The sequence below is a fragment of the Streptomyces sp. NPDC008137 genome (genome assembly GCF_042957035.1).
Taxonomy (GTDB): Bacteria; Actinomycetota; Actinomycetes; order Streptomycetales; family Streptomycetaceae; genus Streptomyces.
In genome coordinates, this window is the sequence record NZ_JBIBHN010000007.1 from 291,576 (window position 1) to 312,695 (window position 21,120).

At 70.8% G+C, this 21,120-nt stretch carries 14 protein-coding genes; 12 read left to right on the plus strand and 2 right to left on the minus strand.

Annotated elements, in window-relative coordinates:
• Positions 1 to 4 precede the first annotated feature (4 nt).
• The 5 genes from ACFZBT_RS14820 (at position 5) to ACFZBT_RS14840 (ending at position 8,191) form a co-directional block, all read left to right on the plus strand.
• On the plus strand, positions 5 to 943 hold the full coding sequence (locus tag ACFZBT_RS14820; RefSeq protein WP_391102967.1) for an ABC transporter permease subunit: 939 nt from the start codon (positions 5 to 7) through the stop codon (positions 941 to 943).
• Positions 944 to 1,076: 133 nt separating this feature from the next.
• Complete coding sequence (locus ACFZBT_RS14825) at positions 1,077 to 3,278, plus strand: 1,4-beta-glucanase (RefSeq protein ID WP_391102853.1); 2,202 nt, start codon at positions 1,077 to 1,079, stop codon at positions 3,276 to 3,278.
• Complete coding sequence (locus ACFZBT_RS14830; protein WP_391102855.1) at positions 3,278 to 5,257, plus strand: beta-galactosidase; 1,980 nt, start codon at positions 3,278 to 3,280, stop codon at positions 5,255 to 5,257. Before ACFZBT_RS14825 ends, ACFZBT_RS14830 begins: the two co-directional genes overlap by 1 nt.
• Complete coding sequence (locus tag ACFZBT_RS14835; RefSeq protein WP_391102857.1) at positions 5,254 to 7,443, plus strand: glycoside hydrolase N-terminal domain-containing protein; 2,190 nt, start codon at positions 5,254 to 5,256, stop codon at positions 7,441 to 7,443. The genes ACFZBT_RS14830 and ACFZBT_RS14835 overlap by 4 nt, the downstream gene beginning before the upstream one ends.
• A 34-nt stretch (positions 7,444 to 7,477) precedes the next feature.
• On the plus strand, positions 7,478 to 8,191 hold the full coding sequence (locus ACFZBT_RS14840; RefSeq protein ID WP_391102860.1) for a hypothetical protein: 714 nt from the start codon (positions 7,478 to 7,480) through the stop codon (positions 8,189 to 8,191).
• A 66-nt stretch (positions 8,192 to 8,257) separates the two neighbouring features.
• Here ACFZBT_RS14840 and ACFZBT_RS14845 read toward each other — a convergent pair whose 3' ends face one another.
• Positions 8,258 to 10,300, minus strand: a complete 2,043-nt coding sequence (locus ACFZBT_RS14845) for a TIM-barrel domain-containing protein (protein WP_391102862.1) — start codon at positions 10,298 to 10,300, stop codon at positions 8,258 to 8,260.
• 127 nt (positions 10,301 to 10,427) lie between these two features.
• Positions 10,428 to 11,441, minus strand: a complete 1,014-nt coding sequence (locus ACFZBT_RS14850; RefSeq protein ID WP_391102865.1) for a substrate-binding domain-containing protein — start codon at positions 11,439 to 11,441, stop codon at positions 10,428 to 10,430.
• A 277-nt stretch (positions 11,442 to 11,718) separates the two neighbouring features.
• Between ACFZBT_RS14850 and ACFZBT_RS14855 the strand changes: the two genes are divergently transcribed.
• From ACFZBT_RS14855 to ACFZBT_RS14885, 7 genes are all read left to right on the plus strand, one after another.
• Positions 11,719 to 13,659, plus strand: coding sequence for an acyl-CoA dehydrogenase family protein (locus ACFZBT_RS14855; protein WP_391102867.1), 1,941 nt, complete (start codon positions 11,719 to 11,721; stop codon positions 13,657 to 13,659).
• A gap of 95 nt (positions 13,660 to 13,754) precedes the next feature.
• The gene (gene dxr / locus ACFZBT_RS14860) at positions 13,755 to 15,011 is read left to right on the plus strand and encodes a 1-deoxy-D-xylulose-5-phosphate reductoisomerase (RefSeq protein WP_391102870.1); all 1,257 of its coding nucleotides are present in this window, start codon (positions 13,755 to 13,757) and stop codon (positions 15,009 to 15,011) included.
• Positions 15,012 to 15,019: 8 nt separating this feature from the next.
• A complete protein-coding gene (locus tag ACFZBT_RS14865) occupies positions 15,020 to 16,312 on the plus strand; it encodes a site-2 protease family protein (RefSeq protein ID WP_391102970.1) in 1,293 nt (430 codons plus the stop codon).
• Positions 16,313 to 16,487: 175 nt separating this feature from the next.
• Positions 16,488 to 17,645, plus strand: coding sequence for a flavodoxin-dependent (E)-4-hydroxy-3-methylbut-2-enyl-diphosphate synthase (gene ispG, locus ACFZBT_RS14870; RefSeq protein ID WP_391102872.1), 1,158 nt, complete (start codon positions 16,488 to 16,490; stop codon positions 17,643 to 17,645).
• A 204-nt stretch (positions 17,646 to 17,849) separates the two neighbouring features.
• Positions 17,850 to 18,698, plus strand: coding sequence for a GNAT family N-acetyltransferase (locus ACFZBT_RS14875; protein WP_391102874.1), 849 nt, complete (start codon positions 17,850 to 17,852; stop codon positions 18,696 to 18,698).
• A 111-nt stretch (positions 18,699 to 18,809) separates the two neighbouring features.
• Positions 18,810 to 19,340, plus strand: coding sequence for a GNAT family N-acetyltransferase (locus ACFZBT_RS14880; RefSeq protein ID WP_391102877.1), 531 nt, complete (start codon positions 18,810 to 18,812; stop codon positions 19,338 to 19,340).
• A 72-nt stretch (positions 19,341 to 19,412) separates the two neighbouring features.
• Positions 19,413 to 21,113: a proline--tRNA ligase gene (locus ACFZBT_RS14885; protein WP_391102879.1), complete on the plus strand. Its 1,701-nt coding sequence runs from the start codon at positions 19,413 to 19,415 to the stop codon at positions 21,111 to 21,113.
• Positions 21,114 to 21,120 lie beyond the last annotated feature (7 nt).

Below are 21,120 nucleotides of genomic sequence, written 5' to 3' on the forward strand. Positions count from 1 at the left end.
CGTCATGGACAAGGCCGCCGTCGAGGAGGCGGCGCGCGCACCGCGCTGGTGGGAGGCTCCGCCGAGGCCGGTCTGGGACGACGAGCCGGGCAAGGCCGGGATCGCCGGCAAGGGCATCGTCCTCGCCGGGGCCTGCCTCGCCGTCCTGTTCCCGCTGTGGATCGTCGTCGTCACCAGCCTCTCCTCCAAGCAGACCATCACCGAGGCCGGCGGACTGGTGATGATCCCGAAGGACATCACCTTCATCGCCTACCAGGAGCTGCTGAGCGGCGGGCAGGTGACCCGGGCCGCGATCGTCAGCGTGTGCGTGACGCTGGTCGGCACGGTGTTCTCCATGGCGGTGTCGGTGCTGGCCGCCTACGGCCTGTCCCGCAGCGGTTCCCTCGGGCATCGCTGGCTGCTGATGACGCTGCTCGCGACGATGTTCTTCGGGGCCGGGCTCATTCCGACGTATCTGCTGGTGCAGTCGCTGGGGCTGACGGACACGTATCTCGCGCTGATCCTGCCGAGTGCGGTCAGTGTCTTCAACATCCTGGTGCTGCGCGGGTTCTTCATGGGGATCTCGCCGGAACTCGTCGACAGTGCCCGAATCGACGGGGCGGGGGACTGGCGGATTCTCTGGCAGATCGTGATGCCGTTGTCCCGGGCCGTCATCGCGGTGATCACGTTGTTCTACGCGGTCGGTTACTGGAGCGCCTGGTTCAACGCGTCGATCTATCTGAGCAACCAGGACATGATGCCGTTGCAGAACGTCATGATCCAGCTGGTGCAGAAGCAGGAGGCGCCGGTGGGGGTGAGCCAGGCGATCAAGACCGGGCAGATTTCCGGGCTGGCGATCCAGATGGCCGTGATGGTGATGGCGTTGCTGCCGGTTGCTGTGATCTCCCCCTTCGTCCAGAAGCATTTCAAGAAGGGCATGCTCACGGGCGCCATCAAGGGGTGATGCCCTTGTTCCTTGTCTCGCCGTAGGGCTGTCCGCATGTCGTCCGCGGCCGCGTCGTGGTTGTCCGCGCAGTTCCCCGCGCCCTGAATAAGGGCACCTCCCTTCCCCGTCTTTGCAAGAACCGAGGTACGCCATGCCCACATTCCACCTCAGCAGACGTTCCGTGCTGGCCGGGACCGCTGCCGTCGCCGCGGTCGTCTCCCTTCCGTCGATTCAGGGGCGGGCGGAAGCCGGTACGCCCGCGAAGGGCGCATACCGGTGGCGCAACGTCGTCCAGGGCGGCACCGGTTTCGTCACCGGCGTGCTGTTCCACCCCTCCGTCCGAGGCCTCGCCTACGCCCGTACCGACATCGGCGGCGCCTACCGCTGGGACGACCGCACCGACCGGTGGGTCCCGCTGACCGACCACATCGGCTGGGACGACTGGAACCTGCTCGGCGTGGAGGCCATGGCCGTCGACCCGGCCCACCCGAACCGGCTCTACCTCGCCCTCGGTACGTACGCGCAGTCCTGGGCCGGCAACGGGGCCGTGCTGCGCTCCGAGGACCGGGGCGCCACCTGGTCGCGCACCGACCTCACCGTGAAGCTCGGGGCCAACGAGGACGGGCGCGGCTGCGGGGAGCGGCTGCTCGTCGACCCGCGCGACAGCGACACCCTGTGGCTCGGCACCCGGCACGACGGACTGCTCAAGTCGACCGACCGGGGCGCCACCTGGAACGCCGTGAGCTTCCCGGCAGCCCCCAGCGCCACCGGCCAGGGCATCACCCTCCTGGTCGCCGCCGGCCGCACCCTCTACGCCGGCTGGGGCGACTCCGACGGCACGGCCGGCAAGCCCAACCTGTACCGCACGTCCGACGGCACGACCTGGAAGGCCGTCCCGAAGCAGCCCACCGGCACCGCCGCCAAGGTGCCGATCCGCGCCGCGTACGACCGGCACACGCGCGAGCTGTACGTGACGTACGCCAACGCCCCCGGCCCCAACGGCCAGTCCGACGGCAGCGTGCACAAGCTGCGGACGACGGACGGGAAGTGGACCGAGGTCACGCCGGTGAAGCCCGGCGAGGTGACCGAGGACGGGGGGACCGACTCGTTCGGGTACGGCGGTGTCGCCGTCGACGCCCGCAGGCCCGGCACCGCCGTCGTCTCCACCAACAACCGCTGGGCGCTGGTCGACACCCTGTACCGGACCACCGACGGCGGCCGCACCTGGAAGTCCCTGAAGGACAAGGCCGTCCTGGACGTGTCCGAGACGCCGTACCTCAGGTGGGGCGCCGACGAGCCCAAGTTCGGCTGGTGGATCCAGGCCCTCGCCGTCGACCCGTACGACTCCGGGCACGTCGTCTACGGAACCGGCGCGACCCTCTACGGCACCCGCGACCTCAAGCACTGGGCCCCGCAGATCCGGGGCCTCGAGGAGGCGTCCATACGTCAGCTGATCTCCCCTCCGGCCGGACAGGCGCACCTGATCAGCGGGTCCGGGGACATCGGCGTCATGTACCACGAGCGGCTCACCGCCTCCCCTTCCCGGGGCATGGCGTCGAACCCGGTGTTCGGCACGTCGACGGGACTCGCGCTGGCCGCCGCCGAGCCGTCGTACGTCGTGCGGGCCGGGTGGGGCGACAACGGCAACGGCGCCTGGTCGCGCGACGGCGGCAAGACCTGGGCACCCTTCAACGCCCAGCCGCCCATGGCCAAGTCCGCGCCGGGGCCGATCGCCACCAACGCCGACGGCAGCGTGCTGCTGTGGTCCTTCGGCACGGCCGACCCGGGATTCCGCTCGGCGGACAACGGCGTCACCTGGTCCGAGGTCGCCTCCTTCCCGAAGGGCGCCGTCCCGGTCGCGGACCCGGCCGACGCGACGCGTTTCTACGCCTTCGACACCACGACCGGGACGCTCCACGCCAGCACCGACGGCGGCCAGACCTTCACCGCGCGGGCCACCGGCCTGAACTCGGGCGACAGCGAGTTCCAGCTGACCGCCGCCCCCGGCCGCTCGGGCGACCTGTGGCTGAGCCTGAAGTGGAACGGGCTGTACCGCTCCACCGACGGCGGCGCCACCTTCACCAAGGTGAGCAGCTGCTGGGCCTCGTACACCCTCGGCTTCGGCAAGGCCGCCGAGGGCGCCTCCTACCCGGCGGTCTACATGGTCGGCTCCACCGAGTCCATCACCGCCGTGTACCGCTCCGACGACGAGGCGAAGACCTGGACCCGGATCAACGACGACCGGCACCAGTGGGGCTGGATCGGCGCGACCGTCACCGGCGACCCGCGCATCCACGGCCGGGTCTACATCGCCACCAACGGACGCGGCGTGCAGTACGGGGAGCCCGCCTGATGCCCGAGCGACAAGGGCCCGCCCTGAGCGACGCCACCCGGGGCCGGCTCCTCTTCGGCGGCGACTACAACCCGGAGCAGTGGCCCGAGGAGACCTGGCACGAGGACGTCCGGCTGATGAAGGCCGCCGGTGTCAACTCCGTCACCCTCGGCGTGTTCTGCTGGTCGAAGCTGGAACCGGAGCCCGGGGCACGGGAGTTCGGCTGGCTGGACACCCTGATGGACCTGATGCACGAGAACGGCATCGGGGTCGTCCTCGCCACCCCCACCTCCTCGCCCCCGCCCTGGATGGGCCGGCTGCACCCCGACACCCTGCCCGTCACCGAGGACGGCCGCACCGAGTGGTGGGGCGGCCGCCAGCACTTCTCGCACTCCAGCGCCACCTACCGGCGCTGTGCCGCCGCGATCACGGAAGACCTGGCCGCCCGCTACGGCGGCCACCCGGCCCTCACGATGTGGCACATCAACAACGAGTACTGCACCTTCGACTACGGCGACGAGGCAGCCGTCTCCTTCCGGCGGTGGCTGCGCGAGAAGTACGGCACGCTCGACGCCCTCAACGAGGCCTGGGGCACCGCCTTCTGGAGCCAGGGCTACGACAGGTGGGACGGCATCCTGCCGCCCCGCCTGCCCCACTACATGCGCAACCCCGGCCAGGTCCTCGACTTCCGGCGCTTCACGTCCGACATGCTCCTGGAGTGTTACGTCGCCGAACGGGACATCGTCCGGCGCCACACCCCGCACCTGCCGGTCACCAGCAACTTCATGCCGCTGTGGTTCGGGCAGGACGCCTGGCGCTGGGCGGGGGAGGAGGACGTCGTCTCCGTCGACCTCTACCCCGACCCGCGTGATCCGCTCGGCGCCCAGAACGGCGCCCTGGTGCAGGACATGACCCGCTCCCAGGCGCGCGGGCCCTGGATGCTCATGGAACAGGCGGCCGGGCCGGTCAACTGGCGGGGCGTGAACCACCCGAAGCCGCGCGGTCTCAACCGGCTGTGGTCGCTCCAGGCCGTGGCCCGGGGCGCCGACGCCGTCTGCTACTTCCAGTGGCGGCAGTCCCGGCAGGGCGCGGAGAAGTTCCACTCCGGCATGGTCAGCCACGCGGGGGAGGAGGGCCGTACGTACCAGGAGGTCAAGAGGCTCGGAGCGGACCTGGCGAGGATCGCCCCCGAGGTGACCGGCCGGCACATCACCGCGAACGTCGCCGTCCTGCACGACTGGCACGCCTGGTGGGCCGGCGCCCAGGACGGCAGGCTGTCCAGCCAGGTCGACTACCCGGACGTGCTGCGCGCCTGGCACCGGGCCCTGTGGCAGGCCCACCTCACCACCGACTTCGCCCACCCCGAGCACGATCTGACGCCGTACTCGATGGTTGTCGTGCCCCAGCTGTACGCGCTCACCGACGCGGCGATCGGCAACCTCCTCGCCTACGCCCGCGGCGGCGGCACCCTCGTCTGCGGTTTCCTGACCGGTGTCGCCGACGAGGACGACCGGGTGCGCCCCGGCGGCATGGACGCCCGGCTGCGGGAGCTGTTCGGCATCCGCACGCTGCACGAGTGGTGGCCGCTGGACGCGGGGGAGACCGTCGCCTGCGAGGGCTTCCGGGGCACGCTGTGGTCCGAGGAGATCGAGCCCGCCGACCCCGACGACACGACTTGCTACAAGGGCGGCGAACTGGACGGCATGCCCGCCGTCCTGCGCAAGGACCGCGCCTGGTACCTCTCCACGCTCCCGGAGCCGGAGGCGCTGCGCGAGCTGCTGGCCCGGATCGCCGAAGGCGCGGGCGTCCGGCCCGCGCTCGACGCTCTTCCCGAGCAGGTCGAGGCCGTGCGCCGGGGCGAGCTGCTGTTCCTGCTCAACCACAGTCGCGAGCCCGTGACCGTCGAGGTCCCCGGCACCCACCACGACCTGCTGACGGGCACGGCCGTCACCGACCGGGTCACCCTCGGCCGCTACGAGGCGGCGGTGCTCCGGCCATGACCCCCTCCGCCCCTGTCCACGGCACCTGGGAGCCGCACCCGGCGGGCCGCTGGGAGGACGGCTTCCTGAGCGGCAACGGCCATCACGGCGCTCTTGTGTTCGGTGACCCGGACATCGAGCGGGTCGTCGTCACGCACCACACCCTGGTGCGCCCCAACGGCGGGGACCCCCGGCCCCCGTGGCTCGCCGGTGACCTCCCCGCGCTCCAGGACCGTCTCCTGGCAGGCGACACGACCGCCGCCGAGAGCTTCACGGACGGCCGTCCACACATGTGGGTGCAGCCCTTCCACCCCGCCTTCCAGGTCAGACTGCGGCGTCCGCCCGGTGCCCGGCGCGACTACCGCCGCGACGTCGACTTCACGACGGGCGTGGTGGGAGCCTCCTGCTCCGGCTGGACGAGCCGGGTCTTCGTCTCCCGCGCCGACGACGTGATCGTCCAGCAGGTCACCGGACCCGGCCTCAGCCTCGGCGTCGACCTGGACCACCGGCTGCCCGGCGCCCCCGCCGGACTGGGCATCGGCAACGGCGCCGTCCTCACCCCCGAGGGCGCCCTGCTCAGCCTGCGCGCCCGCTACCCGGACAGTGACCTGGCCTGCACGGGCGTCACCCTGGTCGCCGCCACGGGCGGCACGACGAGCCTCGCGCCGCCCGGCGCGCACATCGAGGGCGCCCGGTCCGTGCTGCTCCTCACCCGGGTGCGGCGGCACACCGGCGAACTGGACGTCGTCGCCGAGGGCCGCGCCCTGCGCGACCTGCCCATGGAGTACGACGAGCTCCTCGACCGCCACGTCGCCCTCCACCGCACCGCCTACGAGCGCGTCACCCTCGACCTGGACGCCGATCCCGCCGAACGCGACCTGCCGGGCTCAGAGCTGCTCACCAGGCCCCGCAGCACCGCCCTGCTGGAGCGCCTCTTCGCCGCAGGCCGCTATCACCTGCTGTCCGCATCCGGCCTCTTCCCGCCCCGGCTGACCGGACTGTGGACCGGCGACTGGAACACCGCGTGGTCCGGCGCCTTCACCAACGACGCCAACCTCAACCTCCAGACCGCCTCCGCCGCTGCCGCCGCCCTCCCCGAGGTCACCGAGGCGCACGCCTCGCTGATTCAACGGCAGCTGCCCGACTGGCGCGACAACGCCCGCACGATCTTCGGCACCCGGGGCGTCGTCGCCCCCGGCCACAGCGACGGAGAGTCGGGCCACTCGTACCACTTCGACCGTGAGTACCCGCTGCACCTGTGGACCGCGGGAGCCGACTGGCTGCTCAAACCGCTCGTCGACCACGACGAGACCCAGGGCACCCGCGACCCGCGCACCGCCGCCGCACTCGCCGAAGTCGCCCTCTTCTACGAGGACTTCCTCACCCGCACGGATGAGCACGGCCACCTCGTCGTCGTCCCGTCCTACTCGCCCGAGAACCGCCCCGCCAACGCGAGCTGGGGCACCCTCAACGCGGCCATGGACCTCTCGGCGGCCCGCCACGCACTGCGCACGGCCGCCGCCTACCACCCCGGCCCCGACGCCGACCGCTGGCACGCCCTCGCCGACCGCCTCCCACCGCACCGGCTCAACGCGGACGGGGCACTGGCCGAATGGGCCTGGCCGGGCCTGGAGGACTCCTACGACCACCGCCACCTCAGCCACCTCTACGGCGTCTGGCCGCTCGACGAGATCACCCCCTACGACAGCCCCGAACTCGCCACGGCCGCCCACCGCGCCCTCGAACTGCGGGGCGCCGAGAACGACTCCGCGCACGGCCATCTGCACCACGCCCTGATCGCGGCCCGGCTCAGGGACGGCGGCCGTGTCGCCCACGCCCTGGGGCAGGTCCTGGACGGCGACTTCTTCCACGCCTCCCTGATGAGCGCCCACTACCCGAAGCGCGATGTCTACAACGCGGACGCCGCGCACACCCTGCCCGCCGTGCTGATCGAGATGCTCGTGCAGTCGACCCCGGACCGGCTGGTCCTGCTGCCCGCGCTCCCGGCTGCGTATCCGAGCGGCGCACTGCGCGGTGTGCGCACCCGCTTCGGGGCCGGGATCGACCTCACCTGGACCCGGGACGGCGCCACCGCCGTCATCAGGCCGGGCCGCACCCACCGCGTCGAACTGCGGACTTCCACCGGCACAGAATCCCTCCACCTGGTCGCCGGAGAAGACCACGTCCTCACCCTGAGGTCGTGGTAGTTCCCCCCATCCCCCCACCCATGGAAGGGACACCATGGCATCACGCACGCTCGGCAGGGTCACCAAGGCCCTGCTCGCCCCGGCCCTGGCACTCGGCGCGACCGTAGCCCTCGCCTCCGCCCCCGCCTCGGCCGCCGTCTGGAACTCCTGCGACCAGTGGGGCAACACGAGCCTGAACGGCTACACGCTCTACAACAACATCTGGGGCAGCGGCGCCGGTGCCCAGTGCATCTGGGCCAACTCGGGCACCAACTGGGGCGTCAACGCCAACCACCCCAACACCGGCGGCATCAAGTCCTATCCGAACCAGACGAAGGCGATCAACAAATCCATCACCTCGCTGGGCTCGCTGTCCAGCAGCTACAACGTCAGCGTCCCGTCGTCCGGCGCGTACAACACGTCGTACGACATCTGGGACACCGACCACGACTACGAGATCATGCTCTGGGTCAACAAGACCGGAGCCGTCGGCCCGATCGGCACCTCACAGGGCAGCGTCAGCCTCGGCGGCCACTCCTGGAACGTCTTCAAGGGCACCAACGGCGCCAACGAGGTGTTCTCGTTCATCCGCACCTCCAACTCCAGCTCCGGCACGGTGAACATCCTGCCGATCCTGAAGTGGATCAAGGACACCAAGGGCTGGATGGGCAACGAGACCATCGGAGACGTCCAGTTCGGCTTCGAGATCACCTCGTCCTCCGGCGGCCTGGACTTCCGCGCCAACAGCATGAGCATCACCAGCAGCTGACCCGGAACGGGCCGGGGCCGGCCGCACCTCACGGTGTGGCCGGCCCCGGCTTTCCGTTTGTGGGGGCTACTCCGCGACCGGCAGCCGCGCCCCGTCCCGCAGGAACAGCGGGATCCGGTCCAGCGGGGCGTCGACCGTCACGGACCGGCCGCCCTCGTACGTCTCACCCGTCCACGCGTCCGTCCAGGCGGCCCCCGCCGGCAGATACGCCGTACGGGCGGTCGCGCCGGCGGTCAGCACCGGGGCGACCAGCAGGTCCGGGCCGAAGAGGTAGGAGTCGTCGACCGACCAGGCGGCCTGGTCGTCCGGGAACTCCAGGAACAGCGGCCGCATCACCGGCAGGCCCTCCTCGTGGGCCGCGCGCATCACGTCCAGCACATACGGCCTCAGGCGCTCGCGCAGCCGCAGGTACTTCTCCAGGACGGCCCCGGCCTCCTCGCCGTACGACCACACCTCGTTCGGGCCGCCCGTCATCTCCGGGCCCAGCGGCATGCCCGGGTCCCGGAAGCCGTGCAGGCGCATCAGCGGGGACAGCGCGCCGAACTGGAACCAGCGGACCATCACCTCCTGGTACGCCGGGTCGTCGGGGTCGCCCCCGTGGAAGCCGCCGATGTCGGTGTTCCACCACGGGATGCCCGACAGGGCCGTGTTGAGGCCGGCCGCGATCTGGCGGCGCAGGGTCGGGAAGTCCGTGCCGATGTCACCCGACCACAGGGCGGCGCCGTAGCGCTGACTGCCCGCCCACGCCGAGCGGTTGAGGGTGACGATCTCCTCCTCGCCCGTCGCGCGCAGGCCCTCGTAGAAGGTCCGGGCGTTCTCGGCCGGGTAGGCGTTGCCGACCTCCAGGCCCGGGCCCGCCCAGTAGCGCAGATTCTCCTGGAAGCCCGGCTTCAGCTCCGGCTCGCAGGCGTCCAGCCAGAACGCCGTGATGCCGTACGGGTCGAGGTAGTTCTCCTTCACCTTCGACCACACGAACTCCCGGGCGTCCGGGTTGGTGGCGTCGTAGAAGGCCACCTGGACCGTGGACGCGACCTCCTTGTCGGGCCAGTCGGCGTGCGCCATCGGGCCGTACTGGGTGCCGATGAAGTACCCGCGCTGCTCCATGACCGGGTGGTTCTCGCTCAGCGGCGACACCGACGGCCAGACGCTCACCACGAGCCTGATGCCGAGCTCGTCCAGCTCGCGCACCATCGCCCCCGGGTCCGGCCACTCCTTCGGGTCGAACCTCCATTCCCCGAGGTGCGTCCAGTGGAAGAAGTCGCAGACGATCGCCGAGATGGGCAGGCCGCGCCGCTTGTACTCGCGGGCCACCGCCATGAGTTCGTCCTGGGTGCGGTAGCGCAGCTTGCACTGCCAGAAGCCCGCCGCCCACTCCGGCAGCATCGGACTGCGGCCGGTCACCGCGCTGTAGCGGCTCTGGGCGCCGGACGGGTCGCCCGCCGTGATCCAGTAGTCGATCTGCCGGGCGGAGTCTGCGACCCAGCGGGTGCCGTTGTGCGCCAGCTCCACGCGGCCGATCGCCGGGTTGTTCCACAGCAGCGTGTAGCCGCGGCTGGAGGTCAGCACCGGGATGCCGACCTCCGCGTTGCGCTGGACCAGGTCCAGCACCAGGCCCTTCTGGTCGAGGCGCCCGTGCTGGTGCTGGCCGAGGCCGAACAGCTTCTCGTCGTCGTAGGCGGCGAAGCGCTGCTCCAGGCGGTGGTGGCCGTTGCCGACGGCCGTGTAGAGCCGGGAGCCGGGCCACCAGAAGTGCGCGCGGTCCTCGGCGAGCAGCTCGGCGGAGTCCTCCGTCCGCAGGAAGCGGACCAGGCCCTCGGCGTTCACCTCGACCGTGAGCGCGCCGACGGTGAGCTGTCCTCGGCCGTCCTCGATCTTCACCGTGGAGGGCGTCGCGGGGGCCTCGTCGAGCAGCGCGCCCGGGAGCCCCTCGAGGATGGGGCCGCCGAGCCGGGCGCGGACCCGGACCGCGTCCGGACCCCACGGCTCGATCCGTACGGTCTCCTGGCGGCCGCTCCACTCCAGCGCGCCGTCCCGCTCGCGGAACGTGCCGACGGTGGGGGAGGACTGCGCGAGGCTCACCTGGGGCTGGGTTTCAGCAGGCTGATTCACGGGGCGGGCTCCTGTGCGGAAGCAGACATGGGGGTGCCCTGGAAGGGGCGCTGTTCGACGAATTGGGGGCGTTGTCCAGTGAACGGGGATCACGGCCGGGAAGGGGGATCACGGCCGGGAACGGGGATTACGGCCGGCTCGGCGCCGGCCCCGTGCTCGCCCGTTCCGTCAGCTCGGGCGCGATCAGCACGACCTCGTCGCTGCCGCGCCCCGCCAGCTTGGCGACCAGGTGTTCCACGGCGTGCCGGCCCATCTCCTGCGCGGGGATGGCGACCGACGTGAGCCGCACGGAGGCCTGCGTCGCGACCTGGTCGGGGCAGATCGCGACCACCGACACGTCCTCCGGCACGGCCCGGCCCTGCTGCCGCAGCAGGGCGAGCAGCGGCTCGACCGCCGACTCGTTCTGCACGATGATCCCGGAGGTGTCCGGGCGCTCGTCGAGGATCCGGGCGAGGGTCACGGCCATCGCGTCGTACCCGCCCTCGCAGGGCCGGTGCAGCAGCCGCACACCCAGCTCCCGGGCACGGGTCCGCAGCCCGTCGAGGGTGCGTTCGGCGAATCCGGTGTGCCGCTCGTAGACGGCCGGGGCCTCGCCGATGACGGCGATGTCCTGGTGCCCCCGCTTCGCCAGGTGCTCCACACACAGCGCGCCCGTCGCCCGGAAGTCCAGATCGACGCAGGTCAGACCGGAGGTGTCGGCGGGCAGCCCGATGAGCACGGACGGCTGGTCGGTCGCCCGCAGCAGCGGCAGCCGTTCGTCGTCCAGCTCGACGTCCATCAGGATCATCCCGTCGGCGAGCCCGCTCCCGGCGACGCGGCGCACCGCGTCGGGGCCCTCCTCACCGGTGAGCAGCAGCACGTCGTACCCGTGCGTGCGGGCGGAGGTCGCCACCGCGATGGCGATCTCCATCATCACGGGCACGTACATGTCCGTGCGGAGCGGGATCATCAGCGCGATGATGTTCGACCTGCTGCTCGCCAGGGCGCGGGCCCCGGCGTTCGGGTGGTACCCGAGCTCGCGGATGCTCCGCTCGACCCGCTGCCGGGTGTTGACGGAGATGGACCGCTTGCCGCTGAGGACATAGCTCACCGTGCTCGCCGAGACTCCGGCGTGCTGGGCGACCTCGGCGAGGGTGACCATCCGGCTCTCCAAGCTTTGTGAAGCGCTTCGACGATGCGCGTTGCTTATATGGGCGGGTGAGGGTGGTTCGACAGTAGCTCCAGCGAGAGTACGTGTCCATAGGTTGTCGAAGCGCTTCGATACCGATTTCCCGAGCGTGGTCGACCCTGTGCTCACCCTAGGCCGAACGGACGCGCGAGGACTGGTGGGAGCACCCGGTTTCGGGTACGAACGATCCAGTAGCACTGGTCGGTAACGTACAGTCATCAATAACCCTAGTTGCGGCGAGGTGCCCCTCATGTCCGCTTCAACCCCTCCCTCTTCCCGTCCCGCCGTCACCGAGCGGGAGGCCCGTGAGGTGGCGGAGGCCGCCCGGGAGCAGCACTGGCGCAAGCCCAGCTTCGCCAAGGAGCTGTTCCTCGGCCGCTTCCGGCTCGACCTCATCCACCCCCACCCCGTCCCCGGCGACGAGGCGGCCCAGCGCGGTGAGGAGTTCCTCGCCAAGCTCCGCGACTTCGTCGAGACGAAGGTCGACCCGGCCGTCATCGAGCGCGACGCCAAGATCCCCGACGAGGTGGTCGACGGCCTGAAGGAGCTCGGCGCCTTCGGCATGAAGATCGACACCAAGTACGGCGGGCTGGGCCTCACGCAGGTCTACTACAACAAGGCCCTCTCCCTGGCCGGCTCCGCCAGCCCCGCGATCGGCGTGCTGCTCTCCGCGCACCAGTCGATCGGCGTGCCGCAGCCCCTGAAGCTGTTCGGCACTCAGGAGCAGAAGGAACGCTTCCTGCCGCGCTGCGCCCGCACCGACATCAGCGCCTTCCTGCTCACCGAACCCGACGTCGGCTCCGACCCGGCCCGGCTCGCCACCACCGCGGTGCCCGACGGGGACGACTACGTCCTCGACGGCGTGAAGCTGTGGACCACCAACGGCGTCGTCGCCGACCTGCTGGTCGTCATGGCCCGGGTGCCCAAGAGCGAGGGCCGTCGCGGCGGCATCACCGCCTTCGTCGTGGAGACGAACTCGCCGGGCGTCACCGTGGAGAACCGCAACGCCTTCATGGGCCTGCGCGGCATCGAGAACGGCGTCACCCGCTTCCACCAGGTCCGGGTACCCGCCGCCAACCGCGTCGGCGAGGAGGGGCAGGGCCTGAAGATCGCCCTGACCACGCTCAACACCGGGCGGCTCTCCCTGCCCGCCTCCTGTGTCGCGGCGGGCAAGTGGTGCCTGAAGATCGCCCGCGAGTGGTCCGCGGTCCGCGAGCAGTGGGGCAAGCCCGTCGCGCACCACGAGGCGGTCGGCTCCAAGATCTCCTTCATCGCGGCCACCACCTTCGCGCTGGAGGCCGTCACGGACCTGGCCTCGCAGATGGCCGACGAGGACCGCAACGACATCCGCATCGAAGGCGCCCTCGCCAAGCTGTACGCCTCCGAGATGGCCTGGACGATGGCCGACGAACTCGTCCAGATCCGCGGCGGACGCGGCTTCGAGACGGCCGAGTCCCTCAGGGCCCGCGGCGAGCGCGGCGTCCCCGCCGAGCAGCTCCTGCGCGACCTGCGCATCAACCGCATCTTCGAGGGCTCCACGGAGATCATGCACCTGCTGATCGCCCGCGAGGCCGTCGACGCCCACCTCTCCGTCGCCGGCGACCTCATCGACCCCGAGAAGTCCCTCGGCGACAAGGCGAAGGCGGGCGCGAACGCGGGCGCCTTCTACGCCAAGTGGCTGCCGAAACTGGTCGCGGGCCCAGGTCAGCTTCCCACCGCCTACGGGCAGTTCAAACACGGCGTGGACCTCTCCGGGCATCTGCGCTACGTCGAGCGCACCTCCCGCAAACTCGCCCGCTCCACCTTCTACGCCATGTCCCGCTGGCAGGGCCGGATGGAGTCCAAGCAGGGCTTCCTCGGCCGGATCGTCGACATCGGCGCCGAACTGTTCGCCATGAGCGCGGCCTGCGTACGCGCCGAACTCCTGCGCGCCCAGGGGCAGAACGGCCGCGAGGCCTACCAGCTGGCCGACGTCTTCTGCCGCCAGGCCCGCATCCGGATCGAAGAGCTCTTCAACCGCCTGTGGACCAACACCGACGACCTCGACCGCAAGGTCGTCAAGGGCGTCCTCTCCGGCACGTACGAGTGGCTGGAGCAGGGCATCATCGACCCCTCGGGCGACGGCCCCTGGATCGCGGACGCGACACCTGGCCCGAGCCGGCGGGAGAACCTGCACCGTCCGATCCGGTAGCCGGGCCTTGGCAGGGGCGCGAGCTGTCCAGGCGCGCGCCCCTGCGAAGGGGATGCGCTGTCCTCGCACACCACCCTTACGGCAACAATGGAGGAATGAGCGACAGTCCAGCCCCACTCGCAGACCCGCACCTCGTCTACGACCCCGTAGCGGGCGACGGCCCGAAGGACGTGGTGATCCTCGGCTCCACCGGGTCCATCGGCACGCAGGCCATCGACCTCGTGCTGCGCAACCCTGACCGCTTCCGGGTCACCGGCCTGTCCGCCAACGGCGGCCGGGTCGCGCTGCTCGCCGAGCAGGCGTACCGGCTGCGGGTGCCCACGGTCGCGGTCGCGCGCGAGGACGTCGTACCGGCCCTGCGCGAGGCGCTCTCCGCGCAGTACGGCACGGGCGAGCCGCTCCCCGAGATCCTCGCGGGACCGGACGCGGCCACGCGCCTGGCGGCATCCGACTGCCACACCGTCCTGAACGGCATCACCGGCTCCATCGGCCTCGCCCCGACCCTGGCCGCCCTGGAGGCGGGCCGCACTCTCGCGCTCGCCAACAAGGAGTCGCTCATCGTGGGCGGCCCGCTGGTCAAGGCCCTCGCCAAGCCCGGCCAGATCATCCCGGTCGACTCCGAGCACGCCGCCCTCTTCCAGGCCCTGGCCGCCGGCACCCGCGCCGACGTCCGCAAGCTGGTCGTCACGGCCTCCGGCGGCCCCTTCCGCGGCCGTACGAAGCGGGAACTGGCGAACGTCACCGTCGAGGACGCCCTCGCCCACCCCACCTGGGCGATGGGCCCGGTCATCACGATCAACTCCGCGACCCTCGTCAACAAGGGCCTGGAGGTCATCGAGGCACACCTCCTCTACGACATTCCCTTCGACCGCATTGAGGTCGTCGTGCATCCGCAGTCGTATGTCCACTCGATGGTTGAGTTCACGGATGGATCGACACTGGCCCAGGCGACCCCGCCCGACATGCGCGGGCCCATCGCCATCGGCATCGGCTGGCCCGAGCGCGTCCCCGACGCGGCCCCCACCTTCGACTGGAGCAAGGCCTCGACCTGGGAGTTCTTCCCGCTCGACAACGAGGCCTTCCCCTCGGTGAACCTCGCCCGGCACGTCGGCGAACTCGCGGGCACCGCCCCCGCGGTGTTCAATGCGGCCAACGAGGAGTGCGTGGAGGCGTTCCGCCAGGGCGCGCTGCCCTTCAACGGCATCATGGAGACCGTGACCCGGGTCGTCGAGGAGCACGGCACCCCGCGTGCGGGAACCTCGCTCACCGTGTCGGACGTCCTCGAAGCGGAGACCTGGGCGCGGACCCGGGCCCGGGAACTGGCGGCACAGACGGCGGAGGCCCGTGCATGACGACCCTGATGTTCATCCTCGGCATAGTGATCTTCGTGGTCGGCCTGCTGTTCTCGATCGCGTGGCACGAGCTGGGCCACCTGTCGACCGCCAAGCTGTTCGGCATCCGCGTGCCGCAGTACATGGTCGGTTTTGGACCGACCCTCTGGTCGCGCAAGAAGGGGGAGACCGAGTACGGGATCAAGGCCATCCCGTTCGGCGGCTACATCCGCATGATCGGCATGTTCCCGCCCGGCCCCGACGGCCGGCTCACCGCGCGCTCCACCTCCCCGTGGCGCGGCATGATCGAGGACGCCCGCACCGCCGCCTACGAGGAGCTCAGGCCGGGCGACGAGAACCGCCTCTTCTACACGCGCAAGCCCTGGAAGCGCGTGATCGTGATGTTCGCGGGCCCCTTCATGAACCTGGTCCTCGCGTGGGCGCTGTTCCTCGGCATCCTGATGGGCTTCGGCATCGCCCAGCAGACGAACACCGTCAGCTCCGTCTCCCAGTGCGTCATCGCGCAGAGCGAGAACCGCGACAAGTGCGAGAAGGGCGACCCGGCCAGCCCGGCCGCCGCCGCCGGCCTGAAGGCGGGCGACAAGATCGTCTCCTTCAACGGCGTCAGGACGGACGACTGGGACAAGCTGTCCGACCTCATCCGCGCCACCCCCGGCCAGGAGGTGCCGATCGTCGTCGACCGCAAGGGCCAGGACGTCACCCTGCAGGCGAAGATCGCCACCAACCAGGTCGCCAAGAAGGACTCCAGCGGACAGATCGTCGAGGGCCAGTACGTCCAGGCCGGCTTCCTCGGCTTCAGCGCGGCCACCGGCGTGGTCAAGCAGGACTTCGGCGAGTCCGTGAGCTGGATGGGAGACCGGATGGGCGACGCCGTCGACTCCCTCGCCGCCCTCCCCGGCAAGATCCCGGCCCTGTGGAACGCGGCGTTCGACGGCGCGCCCCGTGAGGCCGACTCCCCGATGGGCGTGGTCGGCGCGGCCCGCGTCGGCGGCGAGATCTTCACCCTGGACATCCCGCCGACCCAGCAGCTGGCCATGGCCCTCATGCTGGTCGCCGGCTTCAACCTCTCCCTGTTCCTGTTCAACATGCTCCCGCTGCTGCCGCTCGACGGCGGCCATGTCGCGGGCGCGCTCTGGGAGTCGCTGCGCCGCAACACCGCCAAGGTGCTGCGCCGGCCGGACCCGGGCCCCTTCGACGTGGCGAAGCTCATGCCGGTCGCCTATGTGGTCGCCGGGATCTTCGTCTGCTTCACGATCCTGGTCCTGATCGCGGACGTCGTTAACCCGGTGAGAATCTCCTAGTCATACGCGGTTCCGCGGCGGCCCGGCACTCCGCGTGCCGGGCCGCCCCCATGGGGCGCCGATGCGGGCGGGATGTGCCCGGCCCCAGCCATGTGCCGTAATCTCGAAGCGCGAAGCTCGGAGCCCGCCGCTCACGGGACCGGACCTTGATCCACGACTTGGGGTTGCACAGCAGATGACTGCGATTTCTCTCGGCATGCCGTCCGTACCGACCAAGCTCGCCGAGCGCCGGAAGAGCCGCCAGATCCAGGTCGGGACCGTGGCGGTCGGCGGAGACGCCCCCGTCTCGGTGCAGTCGATGACGACGACGCGTACGTCCGACATCGGATCCACCCTCCAGCAGATCGCCGAGCTGACCGCCTCCGGCTGCCAGATCGTCCGCGTCGCCTGCCCGACGCAGGACGACGCCGACGCCCTGTCGACCATCGCCCGCAAGTCGCAGCTCCCGGTCATCGCCGACATCCACTTCCAGCCGAAGTACGTCTTCGCCGCGATCGAGGCCGGCTGCGCGGCCGTCCGCGTCAACCCGGGCAACATCAAGCAGTTCGACGACAAGGTCAAGGAGATCGCCAAGGCGGCCCGCGACCACGGCACCCCGATCCGCATCGGCGTCAACGCGGGCTCCCTCGACCGGCGCCTGCTCCAGAAGTACGGCAAGGCGACGCCGGAGGCCCTGGTCGAGTCGGCGCTCTGGGAGGCGTCCCTCTTCGAGGAGCACGACTTCCGCGACATCAAGATCTCCGTCAAGCACAACGACCCGGTCGTCATGATCGAGGCGTACAAGCAGCTCGCCGCCCAGTGCGACTACCCGCTGCACCTCGGCGTCACGGAGGCGGGCCCGGCCTTCCAGGGCACGATCAAGTCGGCGGTCGCCTTCGGCGCGCTCCTCTCGCAGGGCATCGGCGACACCATCCGCGTCTCCCTCTCCGCGCCCCCCGTGGAGGAGGTCAAGGTCGGCAACCAGATCCTGGAGTCCCTGAACCTCAAGCAGCGCGGCCTGGAGATCGTCTCCTGCCCCTCCTGCGGCCGCGCCCAGGTCGACGTCTACAAGCTGGCCGAAGAGGTCACGGCCGGCCTCACCGGCATGGAGGTCCCCCTCCGAGTCGCCGTCATGGGCTGCGTCGTCAACGGCCCCGGCGAAGCCCGCGAGGCCGACCTCGGCGTCGCCTCCGGCAACGGCAAGGGCCAGATCTTCGTCAAGGGCGAAGTCATCAAGACGGTCCCCGAGTCCAAGATCGTGGAGACCCTCATCGAGGAGGCCATGAAGATCGCCGAGCAGATGGAAGCCGACGGCGTCGCTTCCGGCGAGCCGTCGGTGGCGGTCGCGGGCTGAGACTCTCCGGGTTGGCGACAGGGTTGCGATCTTGGGGGCGCGGGGCTGTTGTCGATATGCGGCTACGCCGCGTGGGCGCGAGCAACCACACAAGACCCGCACCCGCCGACAAACCGTCCCTCCCGAGCTCGAAGGCGCCCCACCCAAGCAGCGCAGCTATAGTGCGGGGACCAGCAACCCCCCGGAGTGTGTGAGGCCCCGCACTTGTTGACGCAGACCACCTCCCGGGTCCTCGAACCGAGCGACCTGGACGCCGCGCTCGCCGTACTCGACCGCGAGCCGGTCGCCAACGCCTTCGTGACGTCCAGGGTGCAGATCGCCGGCCTCGACCCGTGGCGGCTCGGCGGCGAGATGTGGGGCTGGTACGAGGACGGCATGCTGACGTCCCTGTGCTACGCGGGCGCCAACCTCGTCCCGATCTGCGCCGGTCCGCGCGCCGTTCGCGCCTTCGCCGACCGGGCCCGCAGGGCCGGCCGCCGCTGCTCCTCCATCGTCGGCCCCGCCGGGTCCACCGCGGACCTGTGGAGGTTGCTGGAACCCCAGTGGGGGCCGGCCCGCGACGTCCGACGCCGGCAGCCGCTCATGGTCACCGACAGCCTGCCGACCGGCATAGCCCCGGACCCCTACGTCCGCCGCGTCCGCAAGGACGAGATGGAAACGCTCATGCCCGCGTGTGTGGCGATGTTCACCGAGGAGGTCGGGATCTCCCCGCTCGCCGGCGACGGGGGCCTCCTCTACCAGGCCCGCGTCGCCGAACTCGTCGGCTCCGGCCGCGCGTTCGCCCGCTTCGACGCGGACGGCAAGGTCGTCTTCAAGGCAGAGATCGGCGCCGCGACGGACCGCGCCTGCCAGATCCAGGGCGTGTGGGTGGCCCCCGAGTACCGCGGCACGGGCCTGGCGGCCCCCGGCATGGCAGCCGTACTGCGCTACGCCCTGGCCGACGTCGCCCCGGTGGTCAGCCTCTACGTGAACGACTTCAACACGGCGGCCCGAAGGACGTACCAGAGGGTCGGCTTCCAAGAGGTCGGCGCCTTCATGAGCGTGCTCTTCTGATCGGACCTGAGGGGAACCGGAACCGGCCCCAGGGGCGCGGGGAACTGCGCGACCAGCCAGAGAAGCCCCGCACCCGGCTGACAACCGCAACCCCCCTGTAGGCTCCCCGCCATGGACCTCGTGATCGGCCCACTCGACCTCCCCGCCCACGTCGACGAGGCCCTGGCCGTCCAAGCCGTGGCCTTCGGTCTCGGCCCCGACGAAGTCGCAGTCCGCCGCCAGATCGTCCTGCGCCACATGACCTACCCCGGGGCAAGGGCCCTTGGTGCGAAAGAGGGCGGAAACCTCGTAGGTTTCGTCTACGGCATGCCCAACGACCGCACCCACTGGTGGTCCACCGTCGTGGAGCCGTACCTCAGAGCCAACCACCACGACCACTGGCTCGACGACTCCTTCGTGATCACCGAACTGCACGTCCACCCCGCTCACCAGAGCCGCGGCATCGGACGCACCCTGATCACCACCATCACCGACGGCGCCGCCGAACCCCGCTCGATCCTCTCCGCGATCGACACCGAGAGCCCCGCCCGCGCCCTCTACCGCTCCCTCGGCTACCAGGACCTCGCCCGCCAGGTCCTCTTCCCCAGCGCCCCCAAGCCGTACGCCGTGATGGGAGCCCCCCTGCCCCTGCGCCGCGGATAACGGATTTCCGCCCCCGCGCACCCCCCGGATAACCTCCTGCCATCACCTACACGCAGCAGGAGCAGAGGAACCATGGCGAACGCACCGGTCCAGCGCATGTCCCAGTTGATGGCGAAGACGTTGCGCGACGACCCGGCGGACGCCGAGGTCCTCAGCCACAAGCTCCTCGTCCGCGCCGGGTACGTGCGCCGTACCGCCGCCGGCATCTGGAGCTGGCTGCCGCTCGGCAAGCGGGTCCTGTCCAACGTGGAGCGCATCGTCCGCGAGGAGATGGACGCGATCGGCGCCCAGGAGGTGCTGCTCCCCGCCATCCTGCCGCGTGAGCCGTACGAGGCCACCGGCCGCTGGGAGGAGTACGGCCCCGAGCTGTTCCGCCTCCAGGACCGCAGGGGCGGCGACTACCTCCTCGGCCCCACCCACGAGGAGATCTTCACCCTGCTGGTGAAGGACCAGGCGTCCTCTTACAAGGACCTGCCGGTGATCCTCTACCAGATCCAGAACAAGTACCGCGACGAGGCCCGGCCCCGCGCGGGCATCCTGCGCGGCCGCGAGTTCCTCATGAAGGACTCCTACTCCTTCGACACCGAGGACGAGGGCCTCGCCAAGTCCTACGCCCTGCACCGCGAGGCCTACCAGAGGATCTTCGCGCGCCTCGGCCTCGACTACCGCATCTGCGCCGCCACGGCCGGCGCCATGGGCGGCTCCAAGTCCGAGGAGTTCCTCGCCCCGGCCGAGGCCGGCGAGGACACCTTCGCCGACTGCCCGAACTGCGACTTCGCCGCCAACACCGAGGCGATCACGTACGAGTTGCAGCCCGTCGACGCCTCGGACCTCCCGGCCGCGGAGGACATCCCGACCCCCGACACCCCGACCATCGAGACCCTCGCCGCCTCCCTCGGCGTCCCGGCCTCCGCCACGCTGAAGAACCTCCTGGTCAAGGTCGACGGCGAGATCGTCGCCGTCGGCGTGCCCGGCGACCGCGAGGTCGACATGGACAAGGTCGAGGCGCACTTCGCCCCGGCCGCCGTCGAGCTGGTCACCGAGGCGGACTTCGCGACCCGCCCCGACCTGGTCCGCGGCTACGTCGGACCGCGGGGCCTGGAGAAGGTCACCTACATCGCCGACCCGCGCGTGGCGCCCGGCACGGCCTGGATCACCGGCGCCAACAAGGCCGGCACGCACACGAAGAACGTCGTCGCGGGCCGCGACTTCGAGGTCGGCGAGTACGTCGACGTCGTGGTCGTGCAGGAGGGCGACCCCTGCCCGAAGTGCGGCACCGGCCTCGTCCTCGACCGCGCCATCGAGATCGGCCACATCTTCCAGCTGGGCCGCAAGTACACCGACGCCCTCAAGCTCGACGTCCTCGGCCAGAACGGCAAGCCGGTCCGCGTCACCATGGGCTCCTACGGCGTCGGCGTCTCCCGCGCGGTCGCCGCCCTCGCCGAGCAGAGCGCCGACGACAAGGGCCTGTGCTGGCCCCAGGAGGTCGCCCCGGCCGACGTCCACGTGGTCGCCGCCGGCAAGGCCCTGCAGACCGAACTGGCCCTGGACATCTCCGAGAAGCTGTCGAAGGCAGGTGTCCGCGTCCTGGTCGACGACCGCCCCGGCGTCTCCCCGGGTGTCAAGTTCACGGACTCCGAGCTGATCGGCGTACCGCAGATCCTGGTGGCCGGCCGGCGCGCGGCCGACGGCGTGGTGGAGCTGAAGGACCGCCGCACCGGCGAGCGCGAGGAGCTGACGGTCGAGGAGGCCATCGCCCGGCTCACGGCCTGAGCGACGA